Origin of the sequence: Phytohabitans houttuyneae (assembly GCF_011764425.1) — a bacterium.
Taxonomy (GTDB): domain Bacteria; phylum Actinomycetota; class Actinomycetes; order Mycobacteriales; family Micromonosporaceae; genus Phytohabitans; species Phytohabitans houttuyneae.
The window spans coordinates 812,526-838,679 of sequence record NZ_BLPF01000002.1 but is presented as its reverse complement, the minus strand read 5'-3'; the positions used below and the strand labels follow the sequence as shown (position 1 = coordinate 838,679).

At 70.7% G+C, this 26,154-nt stretch carries 20 protein-coding genes and 1 tRNA gene; 12 read left to right on the top strand and 9 right to left on the bottom strand.

Annotated elements, in window-relative coordinates; genetic code table 11:
• Window positions 1-15: 15 nt before the first annotated feature.
• From Phou_RS27170 to Phou_RS27155, 4 genes are read left to right on the top strand one after another with little or no spacing between them, the layout of a single operon-like run.
• Entirely contained in the window at window positions 16-1,002 is a 987-nt protein-coding gene (locus Phou_RS27170) for a VlmB-like protein (RefSeq protein ID WP_173060621.1), read from the top strand.
• Window positions 999-2,024, top strand: a complete 1,026-nt coding sequence (locus tag Phou_RS27165) for a beta-ketoacyl-ACP synthase III (protein WP_173060618.1) — start codon at window positions 999-1,001, stop codon at window positions 2,022-2,024. The genes Phou_RS27170 and Phou_RS27165 overlap by 4 nt, the downstream gene beginning before the upstream one ends.
• A 39-nt stretch (window positions 2,025-2,063) precedes the next feature.
• Window positions 2,064-2,294, top strand: coding sequence for a phosphopantetheine-binding protein (locus Phou_RS27160; RefSeq protein ID WP_173060615.1), 231 nt, complete (start codon window positions 2,064-2,066; stop codon window positions 2,292-2,294).
• Window positions 2,294-3,781 (top strand): APC family permease, encoded by a 1,488-nt coding sequence (locus Phou_RS27155; RefSeq protein ID WP_173060612.1) that lies wholly within the window; start codon window positions 2,294-2,296, stop codon window positions 3,779-3,781. Before Phou_RS27160 ends, Phou_RS27155 begins: the two co-directional genes overlap by 1 nt.
• Window positions 3,782-3,826: 45 nt before the next feature.
• On the opposite strand, the gene Phou_RS27150 is transcribed toward Phou_RS27155, so the two are convergent.
• From Phou_RS27150 to Phou_RS27140, 3 genes are read right to left on the bottom strand one after another with little or no spacing between them, the layout of a single operon-like run.
• Window positions 3,827-4,243: a PaaI family thioesterase gene (locus Phou_RS27150; protein ID WP_246273888.1), complete on the bottom strand. Its 417-nt coding sequence runs from the start codon at window positions 4,241-4,243 to the stop codon at window positions 3,827-3,829.
• A 39-nt stretch (window positions 4,244-4,282) separates the two neighbouring features.
• Entirely contained in the window at window positions 4,283-5,245 is a 963-nt protein-coding gene (locus Phou_RS27145; protein WP_173060608.1) for an LLM class flavin-dependent oxidoreductase, read from the bottom strand.
• 32 nt (window positions 5,246-5,277) lie between these two features.
• Complete coding sequence (locus tag Phou_RS27140) at window positions 5,278-6,747, bottom strand: MmgE/PrpD family protein (RefSeq protein ID WP_173060605.1); 1,470 nt, start codon at window positions 6,745-6,747, stop codon at window positions 5,278-5,280.
• A gap of 327 nt (window positions 6,748-7,074) precedes the next feature.
• Between Phou_RS27140 and Phou_RS27135 the strand changes: the two genes are divergently transcribed.
• The 5 genes from Phou_RS27135 to Phou_RS27115 all read left to right on the top strand — a co-directional run bounded on the left by Phou_RS27135 (window position 7,075) and on the right by Phou_RS27115 (window position 16,503).
• A complete protein-coding gene (locus Phou_RS27135) occupies window positions 7,075-7,551 on the top strand; it encodes a MaoC family dehydratase (protein ID WP_173060602.1) in 477 nt (158 codons plus the stop codon).
• A gap of 105 nt (window positions 7,552-7,656) precedes the next feature.
• Complete coding sequence (locus tag Phou_RS27130) at window positions 7,657-7,974, top strand: acyl carrier protein (RefSeq protein WP_173060599.1); 318 nt, start codon at window positions 7,657-7,659, stop codon at window positions 7,972-7,974.
• The gene (locus Phou_RS27125; protein ID WP_173060596.1) at window positions 7,964-14,053 is read left to right on the top strand and encodes a type I polyketide synthase; all 6,090 of its coding nucleotides are present in this window, start codon (window positions 7,964-7,966) and stop codon (window positions 14,051-14,053) included. The genes Phou_RS27130 and Phou_RS27125 overlap by 11 nt, the downstream gene beginning before the upstream one ends.
• Before the next feature lie 29 nt (window positions 14,054-14,082).
• Window positions 14,083-15,645, top strand: a complete 1,563-nt coding sequence (locus tag Phou_RS27120) for a long-chain-fatty-acid--CoA ligase (RefSeq protein WP_173060593.1) — start codon at window positions 14,083-14,085, stop codon at window positions 15,643-15,645.
• A 63-nt stretch (window positions 15,646-15,708) separates the two neighbouring features.
• Entirely contained in the window at window positions 15,709-16,503 is a 795-nt protein-coding gene (locus tag Phou_RS27115; protein ID WP_173060590.1) for a thioesterase II family protein, read from the top strand.
• 125 nt (window positions 16,504-16,628) lie between these two features.
• Here Phou_RS27115 and Phou_RS27110 read toward each other — a convergent pair whose 3' ends face one another.
• Entirely contained in the window at window positions 16,629-17,636 is a 1,008-nt protein-coding gene (locus tag Phou_RS27110; RefSeq protein WP_173060587.1) for a diacylglycerol/lipid kinase family protein, read from the bottom strand.
• A 122-nt stretch (window positions 17,637-17,758) separates the two neighbouring features.
• Window positions 17,759-17,846, bottom strand: a tRNA-OTHER gene (locus tag Phou_RS27105).
• A 365-nt stretch (window positions 17,847-18,211) separates the two neighbouring features.
• Between Phou_RS27105 and Phou_RS27100 the strand changes: the two genes are divergently transcribed.
• Complete coding sequence (locus Phou_RS27100) at window positions 18,212-19,720, top strand: MmgE/PrpD family protein (RefSeq protein ID WP_173060584.1); 1,509 nt, start codon at window positions 18,212-18,214, stop codon at window positions 19,718-19,720.
• A gap of 11 nt (window positions 19,721-19,731) precedes the next feature.
• Here the strand turns inward: Phou_RS27100 and Phou_RS27095 are convergent, their stop codons facing one another.
• Window positions 19,732-20,544, bottom strand: a complete 813-nt coding sequence (locus Phou_RS27095) for an AfsR/SARP family transcriptional regulator (protein WP_173060581.1) — start codon at window positions 20,542-20,544, stop codon at window positions 19,732-19,734.
• A 509-nt stretch (window positions 20,545-21,053) separates the two neighbouring features.
• Between Phou_RS27095 and serS the strand changes: the two genes are divergently transcribed.
• On the top strand, window positions 21,054-22,340 hold the full coding sequence (gene serS / locus Phou_RS27090) for a serine--tRNA ligase (RefSeq protein WP_173060578.1): 1,287 nt from the start codon (window positions 21,054-21,056) through the stop codon (window positions 22,338-22,340).
• Window positions 22,341-22,456: 116 nt separating this feature from the next.
• Window positions 22,457-22,852, top strand: coding sequence for a nuclear transport factor 2 family protein (locus tag Phou_RS27085; protein ID WP_218579216.1), 396 nt, complete (start codon window positions 22,457-22,459; stop codon window positions 22,850-22,852).
• Between the two features lie 36 nt (window positions 22,853-22,888).
• Here Phou_RS27085 and Phou_RS27080 read toward each other — a convergent pair whose 3' ends face one another.
• The 3 genes from Phou_RS27080 to Phou_RS27070 form a co-directional block, all read right to left on the bottom strand.
• Window positions 22,889-23,713, bottom strand: a complete 825-nt coding sequence (locus tag Phou_RS27080) for a helix-turn-helix domain-containing protein (RefSeq protein ID WP_173064582.1) — start codon at window positions 23,711-23,713, stop codon at window positions 22,889-22,891.
• Between the two features lie 120 nt (window positions 23,714-23,833).
• Window positions 23,834-24,664 carry an alpha/beta fold hydrolase gene (locus tag Phou_RS27075; protein WP_173060573.1) on the bottom strand — a complete coding sequence of 277 codons (831 nt, stop codon included), beginning with the start codon at window positions 24,662-24,664 and terminating at the stop codon, window positions 23,834-23,836.
• A gap of 22 nt (window positions 24,665-24,686) precedes the next feature.
• Window positions 24,687-26,153, bottom strand: a complete 1,467-nt coding sequence (locus tag Phou_RS27070) for an MFS transporter (RefSeq protein ID WP_173060570.1) — start codon at window positions 26,151-26,153, stop codon at window positions 24,687-24,689.
• Window position 26,154: the final 1 nt, after the last annotated feature.

The following is a 26,154-nucleotide window of genomic DNA, read 5'->3' as shown; positions in this document are numbered from 1 at the left end:
TCGAAGGGACGTCGAATGACCACACCCACGAACGCGGAGACGGACTGGGACACCGCTCCCGGACTGCTCGACGGCGCGATGAACCTCAACCTCACGGCGAGCCAGTGCGACCTGAGCTACTGGCTGCGCAACGTCGCACAGGGCACCCTGGCCGGCCGGGCCGCCACCGGCCACGCCGAGCACGAGGGCACGCCGGAGCACATGCGCCAGCCCGGCCCGCTGCGCGACGCGCTGGTGATGGAGCTGGCCTACCGGTCGGTCGCCGAGGAGCAGGCCACCCGGGTGCTGTCCTACTACGTGGCCAACGCGCCGACGGTGCCGGACATGGAGTTCTACGCCACCCAGCTGCTGGACGAGGCGCGGCATTCGATGGTGTTCCGCGGCCACCTGCTGGAGATGGGCGTACCGGCCGACACCCTGCACGCCACCATCGCCGAGATCTCCGCCGACTACCGCCGTGACGTGGTCGACCCGATCCTCGACTTCGCGCTGAGCGCGGTCCGCGACGAGGACGACTTCATCGGCGGCGTCGCGGTGTTCACCATCGTCATCGAGGGTGTGCTGGCTCCGGCGGCAGAGCTGAGCGAGCGGAAGTGGAACGTGCTGGACCCGGCGGCCGGCGCGATCGCCCGCGGCGCGTCGATCGACGAGATCCGGCACCTGTCCGTCGGCAGCTCGATCGTCCGCGAGCGCCTGATCCGCGAGCCCGGCTACCGCCCGCGCCTGCTGGACATCCTGACCCGGGGCCGGCAGCTGTGGGACGGGATCCCGGACCGCAAGTACGTGCTGGAGCGCGAGGAGCTCTTCCAGGCCGGGATGCACGAGCACGCGCACCTGATCGCCGACTACGAGGCGTGGCCCGGCGTGCGGCTTCTGGACACCACCCCCGAGGGGCGCTACGACACCGCCGAGCAGTGGACCGACGAGATGGCCAAGGTGCGCCTTTCGTACATGGGCATCCCGGAGGCGCTGCCGCTGATGCTGACCAGGCAGGAGCCATGAGCGCGGCGCGGGCGGGCACGCACGCCGTGGTGGCCGGGCTGGGCTCGTACCTGCCTCCCCGGATCGTCACCAACGACGACCTGGCCGCCCATCTGGACACCTCCGACGAGTGGATCCGCAGCCGCACCGGCATCGCGACGCGCCGCTGGGTGGAGCGGGGCGTGAGCACCAGCGACCTGGCGGTCGAGGCGGGCATGCTGGCCATGAAGGCGGCCGACGACGACATGGTCGACGCGGTGGTTTTGGCCACGACCACCCCGGACCGGCTCTGCCCGGCGACCGCGCCGGAGGTGGCCGCCAGGCTGGGCCTGACCGGCCGCGCGGCGTTCGACGTCTCGGCGGTTTGCGCCGGCTTCCTTTACGGCGTGGCCGTCTCCGCCGGGCTGGTCGCCTCCGGCGCCGCGACCCGGGTGCTGCTGATCGGCGCCGAGACGTACTCGACGATCCTCGACCCCGCCGACCGGACCACCCGGGCCATCTTCGGTGACGGTGCCGCGGCGCTGGTGCTGCGCGCCGGGCGCGCGGACGAGCCCGGCGCCATCGGGCGCTGCGTGCTGGGCAGCGACGGCGAGCACAGCGAGCTGATCAACATTCCGGCCGGCGGGTCCCGCCAGCGCTCGTCCGGGGTACCCGCCGCGCCGGCGGAGCACTACTTCCAGATGCGCGGCGGCGACGTGTACCGGCACGCGGTGGAGCGGATGACGGCGGCGGCCCTGGAGTCGCTGGAGCTGGCCGGTTGGGAGCCCGGCGACGTCGACCGCTTCGTACCGCACCAGGCCAACGCCAGGATCGCCGCCGCGGTGGCGGAGCGGCTGGGCATCGAGCCCGCCCGCGTGCTCGGCAACATCGCGGAGGTCGGCAACACCGCGGCCGCCTCGGTACCCCTGCTGCTCACCGAGTCCGCGGCGGACGGACGGCTGGAGCCCGGACACCGGGTGCTCGTCGCCGCGTTCGGCGGGGGCCTCGCCTGGGGCGCGACGACGCTGGTCTGGCCTCACGTCACCGCCCTGCCGAGCCGCTGACGCGACCCGCACATCGATCGAAACCCAGGAAGGTTGACCATGTTCGAACCATTGAAGAGCCTCATCGCCAGCAAGTACCAGGTGGAGGTGGACCGGATAACACCGGACGCCACGCTGGATGACCTGGGTCTGGACTCCCTGGACGTGGTCGAGCTGGCGATGGCCGTCGAGCACGAGTGGGGGCCGAAGGTCACCGACGACGAGCTGCTCGAGGCGCAGCGGCTGGACGCCATCATCGACCTGATCGAAAGCCGAGTGGCGAGAATCTGATGGCCACCAACCCGACCGCGGCCGCCACCCACCTGAAGCCGTCGCTGTCCACCGGCAAGATCGTCTTTCTGATCGTCGCGGCGGCCACGCCCCTCGGGGCCATGGTCGCCACCGTGCCGCTCGCGTTCGTCATCGGCAACGGCGCGGGCGTACCGGCGATGTTCGCGTTCGCAGGGCTGACGCTGCTGTGCTTCTCGGTCGGATACGCCGCGATGAGCCGGCGCATCGTCAACGCCGGCGGCTTCTACACGTACCTGTCCAGCGGCCTCGGCAAGCCGGTGGCCGTCGCCGGCGGCCTCATCGCCGCCATCGCCTACAACGCCATCACCATCGGCGTACTCGGCGCGTTCGGCTACTTCACCCAGTCGATCGCGCGCTCGCACGGCCTGGACGTGCACTGGGTCGTGTGGGCCGCCGCCGGCGGCCTCGTCGTCGCGGTGCTCGGCTACCGCCAGGTCGATCTCAGCGCGCGGGTACTGGCGCTGCTCATCGTCGGCGAGGTCGGGATCCTGGTGGCGCTCGACATCGCGGTGGTCGCGCACGACGGCCTGTCGGCGCTGCCGGCGACGACGTCGTTCAGCCCGGGCGTGGCGTTCGGCAGCGGGGCGGCGGTGGCGATGATGTTCGCGTTCGCCTCGTTCATCGGCTTCGAGTCCGCCGCGCTGTACGGCGAGGAGGCACACGACCCGACGCGGAGCGTGCCTCGGGCCACGTACATCGCGGTGGTGGTCATCTCGCTCTTCTACACGCTCACGAGCCTGGTGGCGGTCGGCGGCGTCGGCGCGGACCGGGTGCGCGAGGTGGCCGGCGAGCAGCTGGGTGACCTGTTCTTCGTGCTCAGCGACCGGCACATCGGCGGCGCGGCCACCACGATCATGCAGGTGCTGCTCTGCACCAGCCTCTTCGCGTGCATGCTCGCCCTGCACAACGCGACCAACCGGTACGTCTACGTCCTGGGCCGCGAGCGGGTGCTGCCCGGCTGGCTCGGCGGCGTCCACAGCAGACACCGGTCGCCGCACCGCGCCAGCCTGGTGCAGATCACCATCTCCATGGCCGTCATCGTGGTGTTCGCGATCGGCGGCCTGGACCCGTACGTCGCGCTGGCATCCAGCATGATCGGCCTGGGCACGCTCGGCATCGTGCTGCTGCAGGGATGCGCGGCCATCTCCGTCATCGCGTACTTCCGCCGGCATCCCGACCGGCACTGGTGGCGCACCACGCTCGCTCCGGCGCTCGGCGCGGCCGGGCTGATCGCCGCGACGGTGCTGCTCAGCCTCAACTACTCGCTGCTGACCGGCACAAGCCTGGCGGTCATCAACTACATGCCCTGGCTCTACGTGATCGCCGCCGTCGCCGGCTTGGTCTACGCCAGGTGGATGCGCACCGCCCGGCCCGAGCGGTACCGGGATCTGGCCGAGGTGCAGGCACAGTCCGATCCGGCCCCCGTCCCCGCCCGCCCCGAGGTGGTGCTCGGGTCCAGGCGCTGACCCACCGGAACCGGGGCGGCGGGCTGTCCCGCCGCCCCGGTGTTCTCATGCCGTGGGTCGCAGCACCGCCTGCGTCTGTAGGGTCAGCGACACCCGCCGGTCCTCGTCGTCGACCAGGTCGGTCTGCACCACGATGAAGGACCTGCCGGCGTGCAACGGCCGGCTCGTCGCGTGGACCGCGCCGGCGCGCACGGCGCGGAAGAAGTTGGTCTTCGACTCCACCGTCGTGGTGCTGGCGCCCCCCGGCAGGTTCAGGTACGCACTGATGCCGCCGGTGGCGTCGGCCAGGCTCATCAGCGCCCCGCCGTGCAGCACGCCGCCGGTCGTGCAGCGCTCCGCGGACCAGTCCAGGCTCCCCCGGACCACCTCCGCGGTGGCCTCCCGCAGGCGGATGCCGAGCGCCAGACCATAAGGCATCAGGGCGATCAGCTTGTCGATGTCACCCTGGCGGTCTGCCGCCATGCGGGTCCTCCGAGTCTCGCGGCGCGGTCGAGCCGGATTCTAGCGGCCGGCCAGCACGAGCTCGCGCACCTCGGCGGCCCGCTCCAGCTGGGTCACCGGCCGCATCGCGCCGATGCGCAGCACGATGTGGCGGGCGCCGGCCTCGACGTAGCCGGCCAGCCAGCGGGCGCAGTCGGCCGCGCTGCCGCCGTGGTACGCCTGGATGGAGGTCATGAACTCGAGGGAGCGCGCGTAGTAGCCCTGCACGTAGCGCTCGAGCTCGGCTTCCGCACGCGCCGGGTCGGGGTTGACGTGGACGGTCGCGTAGAGGCCCGGTGTGATCGACTCCAGCGGCCGGCCGCGCTCACCGGCCAGCTCGCCGATCCGGCGCCAGGCGCGCTCGTACTGCTCGGCGCTGGGCACGAAGGGCAGCCACCCGTCGTACAGCGCGGCGACCCGCTTCAGCACGCGGGGCGTGTCGCTGCTGGCCAGCCAGAGCCGGGGACCGCCGGGCGTGGCCGGTGGCAGCAGCCGGTCGATGCCCTTGATCTGCCAGAACCTGCCGTCGAAGGCGGCCGCCCGGTGCGTACCGTCGCGCCAGGTCTCCCGCCACAGCCGCACGATCTCGTCGAGCCGGGCCGCGCGCGCCTCGAACGGCAGTCCCACGGCGGCGAACTCCTCGACCGACTCGGGGATCGGGAAGCCCGAACCGAGGCCCACCCGCAGCCGTCCGCCGCTGGCGTGGTCGAGGCTGGCGAGCATGTTCGCGCCGATCAACGGATGCCGCAGCGCGGCGGTGAGCGCGGCCGTACCGATGGTGATCCGCTCGGTCACGGCGCTGACCGCCGACAGTACGACGATCGGGTCCAGCCGCGGCCGCGCGGTCAGCGAGTCGCCGGTCCACACCGAGTCGAAGCCGAGCCGCTCCGCCTCGCGCGCGAACTCCAGCAGCGGCGGTACCGAGCTGTCGCCGGTGATCGCCATCTCCCGGGTCGGCAGTTGGACTCCGATGCGCACGCTCATCCTCGCTCCCTACGGTCTGTCAACCAGCAACGTCAGCCGAACAGGGCCTGGCGGATCAGCGAACCCATCGCCGCCGGGCCGATGTCGCACAGCTCGGCCACCGCGTCGGCGACGTCCGGTGGCCCGCCGGCCGCCAGGAACTTCTCCCGGGTCAGCTCGTAGTGCGTGGCGTACCGCTCGGACCCGGCCGCGCCGACCGGGATCAGCCGCCCGCGGGAGACGACGGTGCCGTCGCGAAACTTGACGGTCACCCGCGCGGGGGTGCGCTTGGTGGCGTTGGTGAACGACTTGCGCGGTGGGGCCGGCACGTCGAGCAGCTGTACCAGCTCGTCGCCGCCGACCGACCGCAGCCACGGGTCGGCGCGGCTGCCCGCCTGCCGGATCGCCTCGCCGAAGGGCGCGTCGCCGGAGAACAGCTCGCGGGTCATGACCTCGTCGTGGTCCAGCTTGATCTTCGCGGCCAGCCGCCACCGCTCGTGCCGGCCGACGGCCGGCGGCAGGAAGTCGTCCGGCCGCAGGCCGCCGGTCATCAGAGCCGTCGCGACCGAATACTCGGTCCGCAGCAGCAGCGCGCCCATCGGTGTGGCGGGCCCGTCGACGTACGCGGCGGCGGTGCGGTCGGCCAGCGTCGTGTAGAGCGAGGCCCGCACGGTCACCTCGGCGATGTCGTCGACGCCCCGCTCGGCCACGGCGTCGTGCAGCTCGATCGCGCAGTCGACCGCGGTGTCGATGCCCGGCCCGCCGGGATGCAGCTTGAACGACAGCGTGTCGGTGTGCCAGCGCTCGCCAAGCCCCGCGGTGACCGACTCCGGCAGCGGCACCGTGGCGAACTGGTCGAGGAAGCCGCCCGGGTGCTCCAGGATGTCCGCTGGTCCGGTAAGCCCGACCGCGGCCGCGTCGCACGAGTCCATCGCCGACCGGATCGGGTTGAACGCGTGCAGCACGCGCGCGTCGCTGGTCATGAAGCCGTGGTTCAACGCCCACGGCGCCATCGTGAAGGCGATGCCCAGCGCGTTGCTCCACTGCTCCAGCGGCGCCCGCTCGCACCGCAGCCGGCCGGCCACCGCTCCGGCCAGGTGCGTGTGCATGGCGGTCTGGCCACGGAACGGGCCCAGCGTCGCGGCGGCGCTCAGCCGGGCGGCGCACTCGTTGGCGGCCAGCACCCCGGTGATCAGCTCCGGTCCACCGAGCCGCCGGGCGTACGCGTAGGCGAGCGGCACACCGACCGCGGAGCTGGACAGGTGGCCGACGAAGCAGGTGTCCTCGAGGTTGAGCCAGGACCCGATGGCGCCGAGCACGCACGCCGAGCGCTGGACGTCCGACTGCAGCGGCGGGCCGAACGCCTCGATGAGCTGCCGGCCGTAGGTGTTTCGCATGCCGATCCGGATCGTCGCGAGCTGCGAGAGGATCTGGCTGGTCACGAGATCGACGACGCGCGATGGCACGTCGGCAAGGTCGAGACCACCGAGAAACTCCGACAAATCCTCGATCAGCGTAGACATGCGGAAGCCATGTCGAGTCTGGCCGGCGTGTGCCCGAAGGCGCGTCGGACGGACCGCTGGACATGGTGTGCCATCTTGCCTCCGGGGTTCGGCACTCAATTCCTGCGCGCTGAGCGACACGCCGATTCTGGCCCCCCTCACTGACCCGCGACTGACACGGCGCTGACGCACGAAAAACAGGCAGGGAAAGGGCGTTCGCTGGCATTTTCTTTGGTGCTGCGCACATATCACAGTCGTTTGTCCCGGCGACCGCGTGCCATAGACTCGGATTTCGTTTCGCGGCCAACGCCGCGCAACCTCCACCGTCACCTGTTGAGGGCCGATGCCATGAGGATCTTTCCGAGCCCCGACCATCTCTCGCCGTTCGTCGGCCAAACATTGGGCACCAGCGCGTGGCATCAGGTCACCCAGGCCAGGGTCGACCGGTTCGCCGAGGTGACCGCGGACCATCAATGGATTCACGTCGACCCGGCGCGCGCCGCGCAAGGGCCATTCAGGACAACGATCGCGCACGGTTTTCTCATCGCGTCGATGCTGCCCGCCCTGCTCGCGGAGGTCGTCTGCGTGAAGGGGTGTGAGTTGGCGTTGAACCGCCGCGTCGACAACGTGCGTTTCGACACGCCGGTGCCGGTCGGCTCACACATTCGCGCGCGTTTCGTGCTGGCCGACTCGCGCGCCCGCCCGCGCGGTTTCTGGCAGGCCGTCTACGACGCGTACCTCGACATCGAAGACGGCGCCGAGGCGGCCTGCTCCGCGCGGTTGACCTGGCTGTACGGGCAGGCGCCCGCGTCGGCCGGGGCCTGAGACCTCTCGCCACCGGCGCCGCCGGCCACCGTAAGGTCGGACGCGCCCACCCCCGCGTCAGCGCTCAATCAGGGAGTCGTCAGTATCGGCTGTTTGTATGAGCCCATGACCATCAGCCAGCGCCTACGCGAAATGTCCTCATTGGAGCGTCGAGACGCGCTGGAGGAACTCGTCCTGGCCTACCTGCGCAATGTCTTGTCGATGACCGACGATGAGGATTTCGCGGTGGACCGCAGCTATTTCGACATGGGCATGACCTCCCTGACGCTCACTGACGCCAGGGATTACCTGCAGAGCCTGCTCGACGTCACGATCGACGCGACGGTCCTCTTCAACGAGCCCACTGTCGGGCACCTGGTGAACTACCTGACCGACGCGCTGTCGGAGGTACCGGCCGATGAGGAGACAATCCATGCCGCGTGAGTTCGAGGCATCGGCAGCGTACGGGACTGATCTGCACGAGCCGATCGCGATTATCGGCATCGGGCTGAAGTTTCCGGGTGGCAGCGAGTCGGCGGACGACTTCGACGAGTTTCTGCGCGATGGGCGAAGCGGCATCCGGCCAATTCCTGAGGACCGCTGGGATGTAGCGGCGTTCCAGGCGAACGGCACGGAGGAAAAGGGCAAGATCACGCCGTCGGCGGGCGGCTTCCTGGACCGGATCGACCTTTTCGACGCGCCGTTCTTCAACATCTCGCCGAAGGAGGCGGCCTACGTCGACCCCCAGCAGCGCATGGTGCTGGAGACGGCGTGGCAGGCGCTGGAGCACGCCGGCGTGGACCCGACGCCGCTGCGCCGCGGCAACGGCGGTGTCTACATCGGAGCGACGTCGTTCGACTACGCGCTGGCCCTGGACAGCCTGGCGTACGAGGATCTCGACGGTCACCTCGCCGCCGGCATCACGATGTTTCCGATCTCCGGCCGGCTCTCGTACTTCCTCGGCTGGCGCGGCCCGAGCGTCAATGTGGACACTGCCTGCTCCTCCTCGCTGAGCGCGCTGCACATGGCGATGCAGGGGCTGCGCCTGCGCGAGTGCGACATCGCGCTGTGCGGCGGGGTCAACGCGCTGCATCACCCGCGCATCATGGTCATGTTCTCCCACGGCCAGATGCTCGCCGCCGACGGGCGCTGCAAGACGTTCGACGAGTCGGCGGACGGCTACGCGCGGGCCGAGGGCTGCGGCATGGTGGTGCTCAAGCGGCTCGCCGACGCCGAACGCGACGGCGACAACGTGCTCGCCGTCGTGCGCGGCACCGCGATCGGGCAGGACGGCGACAGCGCCGGCCTCACCGTCCCGAACGGTCCGGCCCAGGAGCTGGTCTTCCGCAACGCGCTGGCCGACGCGGGCCTCAAGCCGGCGGACATCCAGTACGTGGAGGCGCACGGCACCGGTACGCCGCTGGGCGACCCGATCGAGCTCGGTGCGATCAGCAACGTCTTCGCCGCCTCGCACACCAAGGACCACCCGCTGATCGTGGGTTCGGCCAAGACCAACGTCGGGCACATGGAGCCGGCCTCCGGCATCGTCGGCGTGATCAAGTCGGTGCTGCAGCTGCGCTCGGGCACCATCTACCCGCATCTGAACTTCGAGGAGCCCTCGCGCCGCATCCCGTGGGACGCGTACCCGGTGAGCGTGCCGACCGAGTGCCGGCCGTGGGACGCGCCGGTACGGCGGGCACTGGTCAACAGCTTCGGTTTCGCCGGCACGATCGCGGCCGCGGTCCTGGAGCAGGCGCCGGAGCGGGCCGAGCCGGACGCCCCGCCGCGGCGGCCGGCGGTACCCAGCGTGTTCACGCTGTCCGGCAAGAACGCGGCCGGGCTGCGCCGCCAGGCCGAGACCTACCGGGCCTTCGTCGACCGGGAACCCGACATCGACGTCGCCTCGCTCTGCTTCACCGCGGCGCTCACCCGCGCACACCTGCCCCACCGCCTCGCCGGCGTCGTCACCGACCGGGCCGACCTCGTCAAGCTGCTGGACGCGGGCATGGCGGCGGACCGCCCGGCGGCCGGCTCCGGCGTACGCAAGATCGCCTACATGTTCGCCGGCCAGGGCTCGCAGTACGCCGGGATGGGCGCCCGGCTCTACGCCCAGTTTCCGGTGTTCCGCCGGCACGTGGACGAGTGCGACCGGCTGTTCGCCCGGCACCTGCCCGAGTCGGTGCGCGCGGTCATGCACGGCCAGGCCGCCGACGCCACGCTGCTGAACCAGACCGGGTACACGCAGCCCGCGCTCTTCACGCTCGAGTACGCGCTGGCCCAGCTCTGGATGTCCTGGGGCGTGCGGCCCAACGTGCTGATCGGCCACAGCATCGGTGAGGTCACCGCGGCCACGATCGCCGGCCTGTTCAGCCTCGCCGACGCGGTCACGCTTGTCGCGCACCGGGCCCAGCTGATGCAGGCGGTACAGGCGCCCGGCGGCATGGCCGCGATCAGCGCGCCGGTCGCCACCGTGGAGCCGCTGCTCGCCGCCCACCCCGGGCTCGCCCTCGCGGCCGTCAACTCGCCCAACCAGACCGTCGTGTCGGGCGCAGAGGCGCCGCTGGTGGAGCTGATCTCCCAGGTGCGCGACCTCGGCCACCAGGTCGAGCGGCTGACCGTGTCGCACGCGTTCCACTCCCCTCTCATGGTCGAGGTCTTCGACAGGTTCCGGTCGGCGATCGCCGGCATCACGTTCCGCCGGCCGGCCATCCCGCTGATCTCCAACCTCACCGGCGCGGTGGCCAAGTTCTCCGAGATCGGCACGGCGGAGTACTGGGTGCGGCACATCGGCGAGCCCGTGCTGTTCATGGCCGGCCTGCAGGCGATCGAGCAGCGCGGGCGGCACGCCTTCATCGAGATCGGGCCGTCGACGGCGCTGACCGCGATGGCCAGGCTGTCGCTTCCGGCCGGGGACCACCGCTGGATCGCCAGCCTGCGCCGCAGCCAGCCGGACGGCGACCACGCCCTGCGCGGCCTCGCCGAGCTCTACTCGGCCGGCGTCAACGTCGCCTGGCCGGCGGTCTACGCCGACCAGGAGCACCCGAAGGTGCCGCTTCCCACGTACGCCTTCGAGCGCAAGCGGTACTGGCTGCCGGCCAAGAGCCGCACGGCGAGTCCCGCCAGTGCGGCGAGCCACCCGCTGCTCGGCCCGGAGGTGCACGAGGACGTGCCGCGCGACGGCGGCGTACGCGAGTTCGTCGCGCACTACGCCGCCGACCAGCCGGCGACGCTCAACGGGCACGCCGTCGGCGACGAGCCGGTGCTGCCCGCGGCCGCCTACGTCGAGCTGTTGCTGGCGCTGCGCGACGCCGTGTACGGCGACACCCGCGCCGCGATCCGCGACCTGCGCGTGCACGAACCGCTGCCGCTGTCCACCGAGGCGACCGTCGAGGTGCGTACCCGGCTGCGCCCCCTGCCGGACGGCGGCGCCGAGGTCGAGGTGGTGGCCGGGCCGGACCTGCAGCGGTACGCCACCGCGACCCTCACCGGCGACGAATCCGCGGCTGGCGTCGACGAGCGCCTGCGCGCGCTCGCCAGCGAGCCGGGTGCGGTGCTGGAGGTCGCGGACGCCGACGACATCTACACCGACCTGGCCTCAGTGGACCGCCGGTACGAGGGCGCCTACCGCCTCGTCACGTCGGCGAGCCGCCATCCGGACGGCGTGGTGACCGCGACGCTCACCGGCCGCACCGGCACCGCCGTGGAGCACCTTCCCGTCGAGATCCTGGAGTGCGCCCTGCACAGCGTCGTCGCGCTGGACACGCAGAGCCCGGCGTTCACGCCGGAGCGGTTCGGCAGCGTGCGGCTGCTGCGCAAGCCACGCGGCGAGCACCTGCGCGTGGTGGCCCGCGTCGAGGCCGTCTCCAGCGAGCAGCGGCGCGCCGACATCCTGCTGCTCGACGGCGCCACGCCGGTCGCCGAGCTGCTGGACGTGCGCCTCGTGCTGCCCGGCGCACCGCAGAAGCGCCCGGCGTTCCTGCACCGCCTGAACTGGCTGCGGCAGCGTGCCACACCCGGCCCGGCCGGGCGCGCCCGCCACGTGGTCGTCCTCGGCGGTGACCGGGCCCGGCTGGCCGCCCTCACCGCGACACCGGGACTGCGACTGTCCTACCCGGACGGTCACAACAGCCTGGCCGTCGCGCTCGCCGACAACTCGGTCACCGACCTGTGCTGGTTCTGGCAGCCGGCGGAAGGACCGCCGTCGGTCGAGCGCTGGCACCGGGAGTGGGAGACCAACTACCGCGACCTGCTGGCCGTCGTGGGCACGCTTCTGGCCGCCGGTACCGGCGTTTCGGCGCGCCTGTGGCTGGTCACCGAGTCCGCCCAGTGGCTGCCCGGAGACCGCCCCGGGACCGGTGAGCAGCTCGGCGCCGCCACGCTCTGGGGCTTCGCGCACTCCCTGCTCAACGAAAACCCGAAGTACCGCACGACGCTTGTCGACCTCCCGCTCGGCGGCGACCTCGCGGTCCTGGCCGAGGAGTGGCAGGCACTGGACAGCGGCGAGTTCCAGGTCGCCTACCGCGACGGCCAGCGGTACGTGCGCCGGCTGCTCGCCGGTGAGTCCACGCCGCCGTGGGACGGCGAGTTCGAGCTGCGCCGCCAGGACGCCGGCGAGCCGGAGCTGGCGCCGGTGCCGGCGGACGGCGCCCCGGCCCGGGGACAGATCCAGATACGGGTACACGCCGTGGCCGTGGAGCAGGACGAGTCCGGCGAGGCCGCCCCCGTCACGGGTTCGGGCTTCGCGGGCACGGTCGTCGCCGCCGGCGAGGGTGCCACATTCGCCGCCGGTGACCAGGTGATGGCCTATCACGTCGGCGCCGTACGGAAGACCGTCACGGTGCCCACCTTCGCCGCGGCCGCGGTGCCGGTCGGTGTCGGGCTCGACGCCGCGGCCGGGCAGCCGGTGCCGTACGTCGCCGCGCATGTCGCTCTGGTGGAGCGTGCGAAGGTGGCGGCCGGAGAGCGGGTGCTGGTCCGGGCGGGCGGCGGTGCCGGCCAAGCGGTGGCGGCGCTGGCGGTCCGCGCGGGCGCCGAGGTGATCGCCGTGGCCGGGCCGGAGGCACGGCCGTGGCTGGCCCGGGCAGGCGTACGGCACGTTGTCGACCCGCACGCCGCCGACCTGCCCGGCGAGGTGCGGCGGCTCACCGGCGGGCACGGCGCGGACGTCGTGGTCGACGGTGGCCAGCTGGCCGATCCCGGCCCCCTCGCCGAAGGCGGCCGCCACGTAGCGGTCGAGCGCACGGCGGACCCGGTGAAGGCCGGCGAGCTGATGCCCCGGATCGCGGACCTGCTCGACTGCGGCGAGCTGCCGCCGCTGTCCACCGTGGTCTACAGCTTGGACGAGGCCGGCGAGGCGCTGGCCCACGCGCCAGCGGTCATCTCGACCGTGGAAGCGCCGAGCACCGAGCGGGCGCCGGTGACCATACGGCCCGACCGGGTGTACCTGGTCACCGGTGGCCTGGGCGGTCTCGGCCTCGTGACCGCCGCACGCCTCGTCGACCTCGGCGCCCGGCACCTGGTCCTGGTCAGCCGCAGCGGCCAGCCGCGAGACGAGTACGCCGAGCTGCTGCGCGGGCTCGGCGAGCGGGCCGACGTGCGGCTCGCCCGCGCCGACCTCGGCTCCCCGTCGGACATCGCGCGGGTCATGGCGGACATCCGGAACGGCGCGGTACCGCTGGGCGGCATCGTGCACGCCGCCGGTGTGGCGGGCACCTCGCTGGTCTCCAACCTGACCTGGGAAGCGATCGAGGAGCAACTGCGGGCGCAGGCGTACGGCGGATGGCTGCTGCACGAGGCGAGCCTGGACTTCCCGGAGCTGGAGCTCTTCGTGGTGTACTCGTCCATCTCCGCGGTGATCGGCGGCGCGACCCAGTCCCACTACGCGGCCGCGTTCGCCTTCCTGGACAGCCTCGTCGCCTGGCGCACCCGGCAAGGGATGCCGGCGCTGTCGATGAACTGGGGCGTGTGGTCCCGGGTCGGCGTCTCGGCCCGGCTGGACGACAACCTCGCGCAAGGCCTGGAGCGCGGCGGTATCCGGTACTTCTCCCCGGCTCGCGCGCTGCGTACCTTCGAGCGGCTGCTGTCGGCGCCGCCGTCGCAGCCGGTCGTCGGCCAGTGGGACTGGGACGCGCACGTGTCCACAAGCCCGCTGGACAACGCGCTGTACTCGCGGCTCGTGGGCGAGCGCACCGTCGGCGAGTCCGGTGTGGACCTGAGCGGGCTGATGGCCCAGCCCAAGCAGCAGCGGATGGAAGCCATCGAGAAGCTCGTGCTGGCCAGCGTCGCCGCCGCCCTGCACGCCGACGACCCGGACGGCATCGACAGCACCACGAAGTTTGTGGCCCTCGGCCTGGACTCGCTGATGTCGCTGGAGGTCAGGACGCGCCTGGAGTCCGCGTTCCGGCTGCCGCTGCCCGCCTCGCTCACGTTCGACCACCCCTCGCCGCAGCAGCTCACGGAGTTTCTGGACGGGCAGCTCGCACCCGGTGCGGACGACGCCCGCGGACCGCAGGCATCCGGCTGATCCGGCACCAGTCACCTATGGAGGAGACGATGCAAGACTCTCCATCGTGGACGTTGGTCGCGACGTCCGCCGCGCACGCCCGCGATCGGGCCGAGCACACCGCAGTCATCTGTCAAGGGCGCAAGGTGGACTACGAGTGGGTGCACCGGTCCAGCAACCGGGCGGGGCACGCGCTTCTCGCCGCGGGAGTCGGCCGCGGCACGCGAGTGGCCTACCTGGGCCGCGAGTCCGAGTACTACTACACCGTCATCGTCGGCTGTGCCAAGGCGGGCGCGGTGCTGGTGCCCATCAACTGGCGACTGACCGCGCGCGAGGTCAAGCACATCCTGATGGACTCCGGGGCGGCGCTGCTGTTCGTGGACGCCGAGTTTCGGGCGGTGGCCGAGCAGGTGCGGGCTGAGCTGCCCGCCCTGCGTACCCTCGTCCAGGTCGACCAGGTGGGTGTCGACGATCCCGGCGCCGGCGTCAAGCAGTGGTGGTCCTCGATGCCGGAGACCGACCTCGACCCCGGCACCGGGCCCGGCGACGCGGTGGTGCAGATCTACACCAGCGGCACCACGGGCCTGCCCAAGGGTGCCGTCGTGCCGCACCGCGCCTTCTACACGTTCCCCGCCATCATGAAGGACGCGGGCGTGGACTGGATCGACTGGTTTCCCGAGGACATCAGCCTGATCTCCCTGCCCGGCCTGGGCACCGCCGGCATCGCCTGGTTCTTCCTCGGCTTCAACGTCGGGCTGACCAGCGTCGTGATGCGCATGTTCGAGCCGCAGGAGGCGGTACGGCTGATCAAGGCGCACGGCGTCACGATCACGTTCGCCGCCCCGGCGATGCTCCGGATGATGCTCGACGAGCGGGAGGCCTCGCCCGAGACGTTCGCCTCGATGCGCAAGATCTCGTACGGCGGCGCGCCCATCCCCACCAACCTCCTGCTGCGCTGCCTGGAGGTCTTCGGCTGCGAGTTCGCGCAGATCTACGCCAGCACCGAGACGGCGAGCGTCGCGGTGTGCCTGCCACCGGAGGACCACAAGCCCGGGCCACGGCTGCGCTCGGCGGGACGGATCTGCCCCGGAAACGAGCTGAAGATCATCGACAAGGACGGCAACCCGCTGCCGCCCGGCGAGATCGGCCAGGTCTGCATCCGCACGCCGTCGCGGATGCTCGGCTACTGGAACCTGCCGGAGGCCAACAAGAAGACCATCGTCGACGGCTGGCTGCTGATGGGTGACATGGGGTACGTCGACGAGGACGGCTACCTGTTCGTCGGCGACCGGATCAACGACACCATCATCGTGGCGGGCCAGAACATCTACCCGGCCGAGGTGGAGATGCAGCTCGCTGAGCACCCGGCCGTCTCCGACGTCGCCGTCGTCGGCATCCCCGACGAGCGCTGGGGCGAGGTGGTGCACAGCTGCATCGTGCTCGCCGAGGGTGCGCGGCCCACGCCCCGCGAGCTGACGCTCTTCCTGCGCGAGCGGCTCGCCGCGTACAAGATCCCTTCCGTGTACCACTTCGTTCCCAGCCTGGAGCGCAACCCCGCCGGCAAGGTGCTGCGCCGCGCCATCCGGGACCGCCTCAAAGCCGAGGCCTCCTGACCCGCGCCGCGCTCGCGTGCCGGTCCGCACCAACCCCGCAACCACCCGTGAAGGAGCTCGACAATGACCATCTCTCTCGCCGGGAAGGTGGCCACGCCAGGTCAGTGGTTCCACCCGGCCGAGCCCGACCCCGAGGCCCGGATCCGCCTGCTGCTCTTCCCGCACGCGGGTAGCGGGGCCATCATCTACCGCGACTGGAGCGACCTGCTGCCGGACGACATCTCCGCGCAGGCCGTGACGCTGCCCGGCCGGCAGGAGCGCCGCGAGGAGGTCGCGTACACCGCCTGGAACTCACTCGTGGAAGGGCTGTACGAGGCCGTCCTCAACGAGCTCGACGACCGGCCGTTCGCGTTCTTCGGCCACTGTCTGGGTGCTCAGCTGTCGTACCAGCTGGCCGTGCAGATGGAACGGGACGGCCTGCCCGTGCCTCTCGTCGTCGGCATGTCGGGGTGGGCGCCGAAGGGCTTCTTCAACCCGACCGAGGAACACATCAACATGCCCCAGGAGGAGCTGGTCGTCTGGATCAAGCGGCTCGGCTCCTTCCCCGCCGAGATCTACGACAACCCCGAGATGCTCGCGATGGTCGTGCCGGCGCTGCGGGCCGATCTGTCGGTGGCCGCGCAGCGGGTCGACGAGGGCGCGACGGTGCCCTGCCCCCTGGTGTCGTACGGCGGGCGCAACGACCCGCTGCAGGAGGAGGACGACGCGTTCGAGTCGTGGCTGCCGCGCAGCCCGCAGCACCTCGGGCACCGCGAGTACTCCGGCGGACACTTTTTCATCGACCGGCACGCCGACGCGGTCACGCAGGACTTCTGCGGCCACTTGTACCGCCAGCTCGACGCCCTCCAGCGAAACTGACGCCCCCCCCCGGCGCCCCGGTTCACGGTCCACTTCGGATCGTGGACCGGGGCGCAGCCCGTGTCTCGCCTTCACGACACGCGAGTACGCCCCTCCACTGTGGAGGGGCGTCGCTGTCGTTCGGATCAGGCGTCGCCGGCGGCAGAGCGGGCCAGCGGACCGGCACCCGGCGCCGCGAAACGGTCGTCGTCCGGCTGTGGCGTGCACAGCGCGGGCAGGGCCGCGGGGACCACTTCGAGCGTGACCTTCGCGCCGGCGTCGGCCACCAGCTCGCCGTCGTGCTCGAAGCAGAGCGGCTCGCCGTCGGTGCGCTCGATGACCACCTGCCGGCCGCGGGTGTAACGCACGCCCGGCTCGGACAGGTGCGCGCCCGAACGCAGCAGTGCGGGCACGCCGGCGACCGGCACCGCGGCACCGACCACGCACACGTCCAGCAGTCCGTCGTCGAGCCCGGAGTGCGGCAGGATGAGGTACTGCCAGGCCCGGTACCGGCCGCCGCCGGCGTTGGCGAACACCGTGGGGCCCTCGTGCAGCACCACGCCGTCCACGGTGACGCGCCCCGGGTACGGGACGAACCGGAGCGCGGCCAGCTCCAGGCCGGCGCGCAGCCGGTCGCGGCCCTTCATCGACTGCGGCGCGAGGTTGAGCACGTCGGCGGTCAGGCCCGCGCCGGCGCCGAGCACCACCAGCCGGTCACGCTCGACGAAGCGGGCGACGTCGAGCCGGCGCAGCGAGTCCTGCGGCGCGGACAGGGCGGTGTCCAGCGCGGTGCGCCAGTCCGTCTCACCCCAGTGGGCGCGGTAGTTGGAGTTGCCGGTGCCGGCCGGCACGATGAACAGCGCGTGCCGCGTCGAGGCGTGACCGCCGCCGACCACGCCCTCCACGACCTCCCTGGTCGTGCCGTCGCCGCCCACCGAGATCACCACGCGCAGCGTGCCGTCGTCGGGCTCGGCCAGGACCGCGCGGGCCAGCAGCGTGCCGTCGCCTTTGCGATGGGTCCGCAGCAGGCGCGTCGGGCCGTGCCGTCCGCACCGGTCCATCAGGTCGTCGAGGATGCTCGCCGTGATGGTGCCGGCGGCGGGATTCGCGATGACGACACAACTGACCGCGGTCAGGTCTGCGGACTGCGCCATTCGTCACTCCAAGACGTCGTCGACGTGGATTCTCGACCGTGTGTTTCGGCCACCGGTGCGAAACAGCGACGAGGAGACGCGGCGACGGCGCCGTCGCCGCGTCTCCATCGGCTCGTGTGGAGCGGAGAGGGCAGGATTCGAACCTGCGAAGGGATCAGATCCCTCACCAAGCCGAAGCTCGGTTCCGTTAGGCCTCTGCGGTACCTCTCCCAGCTTCCCGGACTTTTTCTTTTTCCCGTCCGGCTTCGCTGATAACAACTATGGCAGACCGCGCTGAGCGCGCACTGACAGCACACTGACGGCACCTGGGACGCATTATCACTGAACCGGGTATTCGCAGGATCGACCGATCAGCGCCATATCACCTGACTGTCAGCGACACGGACGATTATTGTGATGGCATCCGGTGCAGTTGACGGCCGGATGAATGGTGGCGTGAAGCCAAGTATGGCGTGCCATTCGCAATCTCGCATGCCGGCAGGATCCGCGCATGCGACTGTTCCGGCGGTTCTCAATTCTTGGCCCGGCCTGGGGATGGGTCAACCGATCAACGCGCCAGTCAAGAAGGGAAAGTGATGGCCAGTCTCACCGAGGAACTGTCCGAGTGGGCGAGCTCTTTACGTCTTGGCGACATACCCGACCGCGTGGTCAGCTTGGCGAAAAGCCAGATCCTCTCGCAGCTGGCCGCGATACGTGCCGGTATGGCGCACCCGCTCGGCGCGTCGCTGGTGCGCGCGTTCGGCCCGCCGCTGCAGGCCGACCCGGCCCGGTCGGCGTGCATCCTCGCCGGACTCGGCTCCTGGCTCAACCTCGACGACACCGCCTACGCCGGGCACCTGTCCAACTCGACCGTTTCGGTCCCGCTCGCGTTCGCGTACGCACGCCACCTCGACGGTGCGGACCTGCTCACCGCGGTCATCGCGGCGAACGAATGCGCCGCCCGCATCACCGCGAGCGCGACCCTCGGGCCGTTTCGGGGGCAGACCGCGCCGCAGACAAGCCTCGCCGGCGCGGTGAGCGGGCGCCTGCAAGCCGAAAACGCGCCCGCCCGGCAGTGGGTCGACGCGTTCGGGCTGGCGTTCTCCATGCCGCCCTGGACGCTGTTTCACGCCTTTTTGGGAAGTGACGCCCGCGTTCTGAGCGCGTTCATCCCGGTGCGTATCGGCATGGACGCGTGCGACAGCGCCCGGGCCGGATTGGCCGGGCCTTCCGACATCTTCGAGCACGCCGACGGATTTCTGTCGCGCTTCGCGTCCGTGCCACTGCCGGAGACGATCGTCAATGGCCTGGGACGGCGGTGGCACACCGAGACGCTGTCTTTCAAGGTGCGCCCCGGAGGGCCCGGTATCGACGCGGCGGTCGACTGCGCCATCGAGATCAATCAGCAGATCGGCAACGTGGCGCCGGACGATGTGGCGGAGATTCTCGTGGACGCGTCGTTCTACACGACGTACGCCAGCCGGATCTCCGGCTCCTACACCGGCGCCGCGGTGCCGGTGACCAGCACGCTTCCGCTGTCGGTTCCGTACACCGTCGCGACAGCGCTGATAAGAGGCGACCTGGCGGTATCCGACTTCGCCCGGCCGGCCATCGACGACGCGGCTCGGTGGGCGCTGGCGAGCAAGGTGCGGCTGTCGCACAGCCCGGAGATGACCCGCAAGCTGCTCGCCTCCGACGCCCCGCTCGGCGAGGCGCTGCGGCAGGCCGGCGAGCGGGCGACCGGGTGGCTGAGCCAGTTCGGCGGTTCCGCGCTCGTCGACGCGTTCGAGGCGGCGGCGCCTCCGGTAGCGACCTTCGAGGCGGCGACCAAGCAGACGGCCGCGCGGGTCACGGTCCGGTTCGCCGACGGCCGCTCGATCAGCCGGGAGCGGGACATCCCGATCGGAGCCGCCGGGCCGGACACCCGCGTCCACCACCACCAGCTGGTACGCAAGAAGTTTCTGGCCAACGGCGGTGGCGCCGACATCGCCGCGGCCTGCGCGGACCTCGACCAGCTGAACTCCGCGCAGGTGCGCAGCCTGCTGCAGGACGCGCTCAGCCCGCCGAGCACCACCGCGTCGCAGGCGGGGCTGTCGATGGCGTGAGCGCCCGGTGGCTATGCGGCCCGGCCGCTGCGGTAGGACAGCCAGGGAAGCTCGGTGTTCTCCTGTCGCATCCGGATGTCGTGGTTGAGGATCGCCCGCTCGAGATCCTGTACCGCCGGCGACGGCTCGATGCCCAACTCGTCGATGAGGTTGGTGCGCAGCTGCCGGGCCACCGTGAGCGCGTCGGTCTGCCGGCCGGAGCGGTACAGGGCGATCATCAGCAACGAGCTGAAGCACTCCTGGGAGGAGTTTTCGGTCACCAGCTCACGCAGCTCCGGCACGATCTTGGCGTGCTCGCCGCCGGCGAGCTCGGCCTCGTAGAGCATCACCAGCGCGGCGGTCCGGTACTCGTCGTACTTGGCGACGGCGGCCTGGCAGATCGGACCGCCGGTGAGGCCGCCGAATACGGGACCGCGCCACAGGGCGAGCACCTCCCGCAGGTCGGCGACGTCGCGGCGGCGGTAGTTGCCGGCTCGGGCCCGGATCGAATCGACGGTTTCGAGCATCTTCGCCGCGTCCAGCTCGGCGCGCTCGAGGTTGAACTGGTATCCGGAGGTCCTGGTGGCAAGCCGCGACTCCTGGCGGCGGGGCTCCAGCCGCGCGAGAGTGCGGCGCAGCCGGCTGATGTTGGCCTGCAGTGCGTTTTCCACGGTTGCTGGTGGTGTGGTGCCCCAGAGCTCCTCGATGAGCGCGTTGACGGTGATCAGCTTCTCACCGCTGCACAGGAACATGGCGAGCAACGTTTGCTGGATTGGCCCTTTGAACGTCACTGTGCGGTCATGAGTGCGAACCTCCATAGGACCGAGCACCAGAAAGCTCAACATCACTTACTCCCCCATTGGCTTGCACGCGACAGGCCCCAACACCGTGCTTCGACGCACCGGTGGACAAAAAAGGTGTACCCGGAAAAGGCGGCGCCGACACTTGGCGACCAACTGCCCGAGGATATTTGGGTCTCGCGGCCAGACCAGGCTCGGGCAGCATTTACCGATGGGGAAACCATAGATGATGATCAACCCAATGTCAACGGGCGATCACGCTGCGCAACCACGCAGTTTCCCGAATGAAATTGCGCATGCACGCCCATCCTATTTGATAAACATAGACGTCGCCGAAAGTTTCGAATGCTTCAACAGATCATCGCGAGGCCCATGCATTCAGCCGTTTCGCCACTTTTCACCGCGGCGAAAGCCACTCCACCCGGCGATGTAACCAGCCAAATAGGCAGGCCACCGTACCCGTCAGCGCGCGGTCAGGTCGGCGCAACAGCCGGGCGGGATGCTGCAAGCCGGGGTACCAACCGGCACCGCGCCCACGAAGACGAGGTCCGCTGATGCACGATCCACGAGCGTTGCTCGACCCCGCCACGAACTCCGTCCAGAAGCTGGCCCGGCGCGGCTACCAGCTTGATCTCGACCTGCTGGGCAAGATGTCGGCGGAGCGCACCGCCGCGGCACAGGCGGTCGACGCACTGCGCACGCAGACCAAAAGCCTCGCCGAGCAGGTGCGCCGGGCACCCTCGGCCGCCGAACGCGACGGCCTGGTGGCCCGCGCCCGCGACGTGAAGTCCGCGCTGTCCGAGGCGGAGGCCCGGCAGCGACGGTGCGACGAGGAGCTGCGCGACCTGCTGCTGACCATCCCGAACCTGCCGGACGACGCGGCGCCCGACGGTGCCTCGGACGCGGACGCCCAGGAGATACGCAGGGTCGGCTCGATACCGGCGTTCGACTTCGCACCGCAGGACCACGTGAGCCTGGGCGAACGCACCGGCATCCTGGACCTCAAGCGGGCCACCAAGCTGGCCGGAGCGCGTTTCGCGGTCCTGTCCGGGGCGGGCGCGGCCCTGGAGCGGGCACTGACCACCTTCTTTCTCACCATGCACACCACCCGGCACGGCTACGTCGAGCACTCGGTGCCCGTCCTGGTCAACCGGGCCACCATGACCGGCACCGGTCAGCTGCCCAAGTTCGAGGAAGACCTGTTCAGCACGAGCGTCGCCGACCGCGAGCTGTTTCTCGTTCCCACCGCCGAGGTGCCCCTGACCAACCTCTTCGCCGGCGAGACCATCGCCACGGAGTCGCTGCCACTTGCCCTGACCGCATGCACCCCGTGCTTTCGCTCCGAGGCCGGCTCGTACGGCAAGGACACCCGCGGCCTGATCCGGCTGCACCAGTTTTCCAAGGTGGAGCTGGTGCGCATCTGCGAGCCCGCGCGGGCCGGCGCCGAACTCGAGGCCATGGTCCGGCATGCCGAGGCGTGCCTGGCCGAGCTCGGGCTGGCCTACCGGGTGGTGGTGCTGCCCGCCGGCGATCTGGGCTTCGCCGCGCAGTACACCTACGACATTGAAGTCTGGCTACCCGGGCAGAACAGCTACCGGGAGGTCTCCAGCTGCTCCAACATGGGCACGCTGCAGGCACGGCGGGCGAACATCCGCACCCGAAGCCGCGACGGCGCCCGGGGGTTCGCCGCCACCCTCAACGGCTCCGCGCTGCCGATCGGCCGCACGCTGGCAGCGATCCTGGAGCAATTCCAGCAAGCCGACGGCTCGATCCGGATACCTGACGCATTGACGGCGCTGACCGGCTTTACGCACATCAGACCGGACGGCACGACGACGTAGAGATTACCTCCAAGGTAATCGACACGATCAGTTGCCTGGTGACAAGATCGGACCTGCCGGAGTGGTCGCGGCGACCGCGCTCCGGAAAGCCTCATATCTGCAAGGGAGAAGAACCCGTGAGCGACAAAGAAGCGATGGTCGGAAAGTATGTCGCGTCTTGGCATATGCCGGATCCCGAGCTTCGCCGGAAAGCCATCGCCGAAGTCTGGGACGAGGCGGGGGTTTACCGTAACGCTGGCGCCGAATTCCACGGCCACAAGGGCGTCGAGGAAGCGGTTACGGAGGCGTACGAGGCTTTCGTCAAGAAGGGCTTCGTCTTTCAGGTCGCCAAGGTGGACGTCAACCACGACGCCGTGCGCTACGTGTGGGAGATGAGGCCGGCCGCCGGCGGTGAGCCGGACTCGGTCGGCACCCACGTGGCCATGGTCGGCCCGGACGGTCGCATGGTGCAGGACCACCAGTTCGTCGACAAGGCACCCAGCGGATGGTCTCCACTGCCCGACGGGCAGTGACCCACCACGACACCGAGCAAGGCTCCGCGCCCCCGGCTACCCGGCGCAGCACGTTTCTGCGAGCGCCTGCCAGTCGGTGGCGCGGAGCACCTCGGCGGTCTGCGGATCGGCCGGGAAGAAAGACTCGATGGCGAGCTCGGCGACCGTGATGTCAAGCGGTGTGCCGAACGTGCTCACCGTGCTGTAGAAGACCAGCTCCTTCTCTTTGTGCCGCAGCCGGAGCGGGACCGCGATCTCCCCTGGCCCGGGCAGCTCCACCTCCGGCTCGGGCTGGTCGCACGGGTACTCGACCAGCTCGTCGTAAAGCTTGATGAGTGCGGGATCGGCGGTCATCGTGATCTGCTGGCGCACCCGGGCCAGCAGGTGAGCCCGCCACTCGCCGAGGTTGGCGGTGCGCGGAGCGAGCCCCTCGGGGTGCAGGGCCAGCCGCAGCACGTTTACCGGCTCCTCGAGCAGCACGGGTGATACGCCCACCCGAAAGAGCCAGGCGGGGTCGTTGGCCTCCACCCGGTTCCAGTAGCGGTCCAGGACAAGGGCCGGAAACGGCTCGTGCGCGGCCAGCACCTGGCGCACCATCTCGCGAACCGATGCCATGCGCGGATCCTCCATATTGGACTCCCGGTATGCCGGGGCGTAGCCGGCCGCGAGCAGCAGCTGGTTGCGCTCCCGCAAGGCCAGATCGAGCGCCTCACCAAGCCGCAGGACCATGTCGCGGCTGGGCACCGAGCGGCCGGTCTCCACGAAGCTGAGGTGGCGCGCGGAGATCTCGGCATGCACCGCCAGCTCCAGCTGGCTCAGCTTGCGACGCTTTCGCCACTCCCGTAGAAGATCGCCAATAGGCTGCGTGAGCTGCGATTGCATGGTCACGTGATCATCACCTTGTCACTGACGGGTAGTCGGCCCGTACATTCTCCGCTACGCCGGCATGATTCTCCGACACCGAACCCTCCAAACTGGTCCGGTGCCGGCGCAGGTGGTCACTCAGCTCGCCAGAAACGACAGCAGATCCTCGTTGAGGCGGCCGGGGTGGGTCGCGAACAGGCCGTGTGCGGCGCTGTCGTAGATGACGAGGCGGCTGCCCGCGATCAGCTGGGCCGTACGCCGCCCGCACAGGTCGAGCGGGGCGGCCAGGTCGGCGGCGCCGTGGATGATCAGCGTCGGCACGGTCACCTTCTCCGTGTCGGCGCGCAGGTCGGTGATGGCCATCGTCCGGTACAGCTCGACCGCGGCCTGGGGCGAGCAGGTCAACGCCAGCTCCACCAGCCCTCGGGCGACCTCGGGCGGGATGAACAGGCGGTCGGGCGTCGCGCCCGCCCCGCCGAAGAACGGCCCGGTGAGGCTCGCCAGCCAGCCGGCGCGGTCCGCCTTCATACGGGCGATGTCCCCTTCGAAGAAGTCGAGGTCGACGCCGTCGGGATTGTCCTGCGTACGCATCAGGAACGGCGTGACCGGGCTGACCAGCACGAGCTGGCGCACCCGTGCGTCGCCGTGGCGGGTCAGGTAGCGGACCGCCTCGCCGGCGCCCATCGCGCCGCCCACAAGGGTGACCTCGCGCAGGTCCAGCCGCTCGACGAGCGCGGCGAGGTCGTCCGCGAGGGTGTCGTAGTCGTACCCACCGCCCGGCCGGCCCGAGCGCCCGCAGCCGCGCCGGTCATAGGTGACGCAGCGGTAGCCCCGGTCCACCAGTACCGGCACCTGGAAGTCCCACATGGCCGAGCTCATCATGGCGTTGTTGAGGAAGACGACCGGCCGGCCCTCTCCCCTGTCCTCGCACCGAAGGCCCGTACCGTCGCCAGTGACGACTGTCGGCATCGTAATCCTCCACCGTGGACGATCAGGCGGCAGCCGGCTGTGCGGACCGGCGACTCATGAGCGCCACCAGCGCGGCGGCGCACACACAGAAGACGATGAGCGGCACGAGGGCCGTCTGGAAGGCGTGCGGGTAGGCCGCACGGTCGGTCAGCTCACCCAGTACCGGGAAGAAGACGGCCCCGGCGATGGCCACGCCGACCGCCGCGCCGCCCTCCTGCGCCGTGTTCGCGACCCCGGCGGCCGAGGCGGCGTGGTCGGGTGCCACACCGGTCAGCACGGCGTTGGTCAGCGGGCCCGTCGTCATGCCCATGCCCACGCCGGCGATCACCAGCGGGAGGATCAGCCACCCCTCGCTGCCGCTCACGCCGGTGCGCGCGGTGACGAGAATGACCAGCAGGTAGCCGACCGCGACGGTGAGCGGGCCGAAGACGATCAGGCGGTGCCCCACCTTGGCGGCCAGCTTGCTGAACACCATCGAAGAGATGAAGAAGCCGGTGCCGAGCGTAAAGAACATGAGCCCGGACTCAAGGGGCGACAGGCCGTGCCCGTCCTGCAGGTACACGGCCAGCAGGAAGAAGAACGAGCCCAGAGCCATGAAGTAGACGACCATCGCGGTCACGCCGGCGGTGAAGGACCGCTCGCGGAACAGCGCCGGCTCGATCACCGGGCTGCCGCCGAGCCGCTCGCTGCGGCGGGCGTGCCGGACGAACGCCGCCAGCAGCGGCACCGCCGCGGCGAGGCAGAGCCAGCTCCACCACGGCCAGCCGAGCTCCTGGCCCGAGAGGAAGAAGAACACGACCGCGCCGAGGGCCGCGGTCACCAGCACCGCACCCGGCAGGTCCAGGCGGGCCGCTCGCGGGTTGCGCGACTCGGGGACCACCCGGCGGGCGGCGACCAGCGCTATGCCGCAGACCGGGACGTTGATCAGGAAGATCGCCCGCCACCCCACGGCGGCGACGTCGAGCGTGATCAGGAGGCCGCCGATCACCTGCCCGAAGACGGCGGCCATCCCGATCACCAACCCGTAGATGTTGAACGCGCGGGCACGGCTCTCGTCGGTGGTGCAGATGGTGCTGACGATGCCGAGCACCTGGGGGACCATCAGCGCGGCCGCCGCTCCCTGCGCGATCCGGGCCACCACGAGCGTCGTGGCCGACGGGGCGAGGCCGCAGGCGGCGGAGGTCAGCAGGAAGAGCGCGAGGCCGAGCACGAACAGCCGCCGGCGGCCGTAAAGGTCTCCGAGCCGCCCTCCGGTGATCATGCCCGCGCTGAAGGCCACCCCGTATCCGACGATGACGCCCTGGATCTGCGCCGAGGTCGCCTGCAGGTCTTCCTGGATGGAAGAGACCGCGACGTTGGCGACGAAGTAGTCCAGCACCGTGACGAAGGTGCCCACCATCACCACAGCCAGGGCGCCGCGCGGGAACCGGTTTGCCGGCGGCTCCCGCTCCGCCAGCGTGGTCGCGTGCGCGTCGGACTCAGCGGTCATC